Below are 4,392 nucleotides of genomic sequence, written 5' to 3'. Positions count from 1 at the left end.
TCGGCGGCCCGAGCTCCGTGGGTCGTGCCGCTCGGCGCCGACGGGCCGGCCGACTCGCCGCCACGCCCACGACCAGCACGACGCCTGGCGCGCGGGCGACCTGCACACCCTGACCGACGACGAGGAGACGACATGACCGACCTGACCTTCCGCCCCCTTCGCCCGGAGGAGGACGCGGCCCTGATCCACTCGTGGGTGACGCAGCCACGGGGCCGCTTCTGGGGGATGGGAGACAAGAGCGTCGAGGAGGTGCGCGACATCTACGCCTTCGTCGACTCCCTCGAGGCCCACTGGGCGTGGATCGGCGAGAGCGAAGGGCGGCCGGTGGCGCTGGTGCAGACCTATGAGCCCGAGCACGACCCGGTCGCCGAGGCCTACGCCGTGCAGCCGGGGGACGTGGGTGCGCACGTCTTCGTCGCCCCGGGCGAGGACGCGGCGACGGTCGGCGTGGGGATCTACCGGTGGCTCTTCGCCGACCCCGCGGTGCAGCGACTCGTCGGCGAGCCGGACGCCTCCAACCGCGCGGTCCTCCTCCGCGCGCAGCAGATCGGCTTCGAGCTCGGCGAGCGGGTGCGCGTCGGCGACAAGGACGCTCGCATGGTCTACCTGACCCGTGAGCGCTTCGAGTCGCTCGTAGGGGTCTGATCCGACCTTCCGGTCATGGACAGCGCCCCCGGCCCCCGGCAGACTCGCCGCATGGGGACACGCACACCCGCGATCATCGCGGTCATCATCACCATGGCCTTCGGCCTCGGCTTCGCCTTCTTCGACGAGGTGCCGCGCTGGTACCCGGTCGGCGGCGGCGTGCTCGTCGCGGCCGCCTGGGTAGCCGTGGGCATGATCAACAACCGCAGCCCGAGGAGGGACCCATGAGCCAGCCGAGCTACTTCGCCCCGCCGCACACCGACGTCACCTATCTGTCGAGCCCGCACGTGCCGACCGTCGTCCGACTGGCCAAGGACGTCGCGCCCGACGGGATGCCGGCGATCTTCGACGAGACCTTCAGCGCCCTCGTGCCGGCCCTGGCCGAGCAAGGCATCGAGATCGCCGGCCCGGCCTTCTCGCTGCACCACCGCATGCCGGGCGCGACGATGACCTTCGAGGTCGGCATGCCCGTGGCCGCGCCGCTCGACGGGGAGCTCGAGGCGGGCGGCATCACCTTCGTCCCGTCACAGCTGCCGGCGGCCGAGGTCGCGACGATCTCGCACCTCGGCGGCTACGACGGGCTCGGCGGGGCGTGGGGCGATCTCATGCAGCGGGTCGCCGCCGACGGTCGTCAGCCGGGGCTGCCCTTCTGGGAGGTCTACGTCACCGAGCCCTCGCCCGACATGGACCCGAGCACGCTGCGCACCGACTTGGTGGTGCCCTACGGGGCCTGAGCCTGGGGGGCTTCGAGGCTCCTGCGTCGCACCTCAGCCAGCGCCGCCGAGCACCTCGCGCAGCGACGTCGCCGGGTGCCCGGTGAGCGCCTCGACGTCACCCGTCACCTCCGCGTGCTCGCCCGCCGCGACCGCGGTGTAGGTCGAGATCCAGCCGGCGACCTCCCAGTCCGGGGCGCCGTAGGCGGCCCGTGAGACGCGGGCCTCGTCGAGGGTCTCGTCGAGATAGCTCACCTCGCGCCCGCTCGCCTCGCCGACGATCGTCGCGATCTCGCTGAAGGACAGGGCTGCTGGCCCCGTCAGCGTGTAGGTGCGGCCCGCGTGCGATGTCGGGTCGAGGAGCACTGCCGCGGCCGCATCGGCGATGTCGTCCTGGGCCACGACGGCCACCCGGCCGTCCCCGCCCGGGCCGCGGATCACGCCGTCGTCACCGACGAGCCCCGGCATGAAGTCGGCGTAGAAGCCGTCCCGCAGGAAGGTCCACGCCATCCCCGACGCCCGGATCGCCTCCTCGGTCACCGCGTGGTCGCGGGCGAAGGTGAAGGTCGACTCCCGGCTCGCCCCCTGGAAGGACAGGTAGACCAGGTGCCGCACCCCGGCAGCCGCGGCCGCCTCGACGAAGGTCACGTGCTGCTGCACCCGGTCGGCCGCCTCCGAGGCGGAGACCATGAAGGCCGTCTCGACCCCCTCGAGGCCGCGCGGACCGCATCACCATCGGCGAAGGGGGCCACGACCGGCGTCGCCCCCGGTAAGTCCGGTGCCCGGTCGGGGTCGCGGACGAGGAGGCGAAGGGGGACCCCCTTCGTCGCGAGGCGGTCGGCCACGCGGCCACCGATGCGACCGGTCGCCCCGGTGAGGGCGGTTTCGAGGCTCCTTCGTCGCACCTCAACCACCGGGCTAGCGCCGATCGGACAGGACGTAGGACGCGGCGGCCGAGGCGGCGGCGACGCCGAGGACGGCCGGCCAGGCGCCGACCTTCTTCGCCAGCGGGTGGGAGGCGCCGAAGCCGCCGAGATAGATCGCCGACAACGCGGCGGTCGTGGCCGGGTCGGTCTTCGCCAGCCAGCTGCGGCCGGCGAAGAGGCCCGCGGCGCCGAGGACGACGCCGCCGAGCGGACGGATGCCGCTCTCGCGGGCGGTGAGGTAGCCACCGATCAGCCCGAGGGCGGCGACGGGCGCGGTCTGGACGCTCTCTGCGCTGCGAAGTGCCATGCGGACAGGCTACGACCGCCCTCGCCGGGGGTGGGATGCTGACCCCCGAACGCACCCACCGACCACGGAGCAGCTGATGAGCACCGAGAAGATCGTCGTCGTCGACGGCGCCCGTACCCCGACCGGAAGCTTCGGCGGGATGTTCAAGGACACCCCGGGCTTCGAGCTCGGCGCCGAGGCCAGTCGGGTGGCGCTGCAGCGTGCCGGCGTCGCCGGTGAGGACATCTCCGAGGTCGTCATGGGCTGCATCGGCCAGGTCGGCCCCGACGCCTACAACGCGCGTCGCGTCGCCGTGACCGCCGGCCTGCCGAGCAATGTCCCGGCCTACACGGTCAACCGCCTGTGCGGCTCGGGCCTGCAGGCGATCTGGTCCGCCGCGATGGAGATGCGGTGGAACGACCTCGACTTCACCCTCGCCGGCGGCGACGAGTCGATGACTCGGATGCCCTTCTACGACTTCGGTGCCCGCAGCGGCTACAAACTCGGCAACCGCCAGCTGCAGGACGGCACCGTCCTCATGCTCACCGACCCCTTCCACGACATCCACATGGGTGTCACGGCGGAAAATGTCGCGAAGAAGTACGGCGTCTCCCGCGAGGAGCAGGACGAGTTCGCCCTCGAGTCGCAGCGCCGCGCAGCCACCCCCGAGGCGCAGGCCGCCTTCGCCGAGGAGATCACCCCCTTCGAGGTCGGTGGCCGCAAGCCCTTCACCGCCGACAAGGACGAGCACCCCAAGCCCGACACCACCCTCGAGACGCTCGCCAAGCTGCGCCCGGCCTTCGCCAAGGACGGCACGGTCACGGCAGGCAATGCCTCGGGCATCAACGACGGCGCCGCCTCGGTCGTCCTCGGCCGCGAGTCCGCCGTCGCCGAGCGCGGCCTCACCGGTCTCGTCAGCCTCGAGGCCGTCGCCACCGCCGCGATGGAGCCGGAGCTCATGGGCTACGCGCCGACCCACGCGCTGCGGGCGCTCTTCGAGAAGACGGGGACCTCCCCTTCGGACATCGGCTCCATCGAGCTCAACGAGGCCTTCGCCTCGCAGGCCGTCGCCGTCATCCGCGACACCGAGCTCGACCCGCGCGGGTCAACCCCTATGGCGGCGCCATCGCCCTGGGTCACCCGGTCGGCGCGACCGGCGCGATCCTCACCCTGCGCCTGGCCAAGGACATGGTCCGCCGCGACCTCGAGCTCGGCATCGTCACGATGTGCATCGGGGGCGGCCAGGCGCTCGCCGCGATGTTCCGGCGGATCTGATGGCGGTCGTCGAGTACACCGTCGCCGACGGTGTCGCCCACATCGAGCTCAACCGGCCGGAGTCGGCCAATGCCCTCGACCTGGCGCTGGGTGTGGCCCTGCGCGAGGCCGCCGAGCGTGCTGCCGAGGACGAAGGGGTGCGCGCCGTCGTCCTCAGCGGTTCCGGCAAGCGCTTCTGCGGGGGCGGCGACATCGCCTCCTTCGCCGACTCGCAGGACACCGCGGGTGACCTCTACGAGCTCGCCGTCGCCGGGGACGCGGCCGTGGCCGCGCTCGAGGCGCTCGCCAAGCCGGTGGCCGTCGCCGTCCACGGGGCCGTCGCCGGCGCCGGGCTGGGCATCATGCTCGCCGGAGACGTCGTCATCGCGGCCGAGGGCACGAAGTTCGTCGTCGCCTACCCGAAGATCGGGCTCAACCCCGACTGCGGCACCTCGACCCTGCTGCCCCTGGCGATGGGCCGGCAGCGGGCGCTCGCCTTCGCGCTGCGCGACCAGCCGCTGTCGGCCGGACGAGGCCCGGGACCAGGGCCTGGTCGGCCGAGGTCGCC

Annotated in this window: 5 protein-coding genes and 2 pseudogenes; 5 read left to right on the top strand and 2 right to left on the bottom strand. The window is 72.8% G+C overall.

Features of this window, described 5'->3' with window-relative positions:
- Positions 1-132 precede the first annotated feature (132 nt).
- From AC2W7J_RS16270 to AC2W7J_RS16260, 3 genes are read left to right on the top strand one after another with little or no spacing between them, the layout of a single operon-like run.
- Complete coding sequence (locus AC2W7J_RS16270) at positions 133-645, top strand: GNAT family N-acetyltransferase (protein ID WP_485983675.1); 513 nt, start codon at positions 133-135, stop codon at positions 643-645.
- A gap of 51 nt (positions 646-696) precedes the next feature.
- On the top strand, positions 697-873 hold the full coding sequence (locus AC2W7J_RS16265) for a hypothetical protein (protein WP_200811194.1): 177 nt from the start codon (positions 697-699) through the stop codon (positions 871-873).
- Positions 870-1,379, top strand: coding sequence for a GyrI-like domain-containing protein (locus AC2W7J_RS16260; RefSeq protein ID WP_255184969.1), 510 nt, complete (start codon positions 870-872; stop codon positions 1,377-1,379). Before AC2W7J_RS16265 ends, AC2W7J_RS16260 begins: the two co-directional genes overlap by 4 nt.
- A gap of 33 nt (positions 1,380-1,412) precedes the next feature.
- Here AC2W7J_RS16260 and AC2W7J_RS16255 read toward each other — a convergent pair.
- Together AC2W7J_RS16255 and AC2W7J_RS16250 are read right to left on the bottom strand one after the other, a co-directional pair.
- Positions 1,413-2,203 (bottom strand): annotated as a pseudogene (locus AC2W7J_RS16255) (SDR family oxidoreductase).
- Positions 2,204-2,276: 73 nt separating this feature from the next.
- Positions 2,277-2,591: a hypothetical protein gene (locus AC2W7J_RS16250; protein ID WP_255184967.1), complete on the bottom strand. Its 315-nt coding sequence runs from the start codon at positions 2,589-2,591 to the stop codon at positions 2,277-2,279.
- On the opposite strand from AC2W7J_RS16250, the pseudogene AC2W7J_RS16245 reads away from it, so the two are divergent.
- Together AC2W7J_RS16245 and AC2W7J_RS16240 are read left to right on the top strand one after the other, a co-directional pair.
- Positions 2,590-3,845: pseudogene (locus AC2W7J_RS16245) on the top strand (thiolase family protein). The gene AC2W7J_RS16250 and the pseudogene AC2W7J_RS16245 overlap by 2 nt on opposite strands.
- Positions 3,845-4,392, top strand: a 548-nt coding sequence (locus AC2W7J_RS16240; protein WP_485983672.1) for an enoyl-CoA hydratase/isomerase family protein, incomplete at its 3' end; no start/stop codon positions are given. The pseudogene AC2W7J_RS16245 and the gene AC2W7J_RS16240, both read left to right, overlap by 1 nt.

Source organism: Janibacter sp. CFPM2_SD2 (assembly GCF_057364645.1).
The sequence above is the reverse complement of the archived record's forward strand: the minus strand, read 5'-3'. Positions and strand labels throughout refer to the sequence as shown.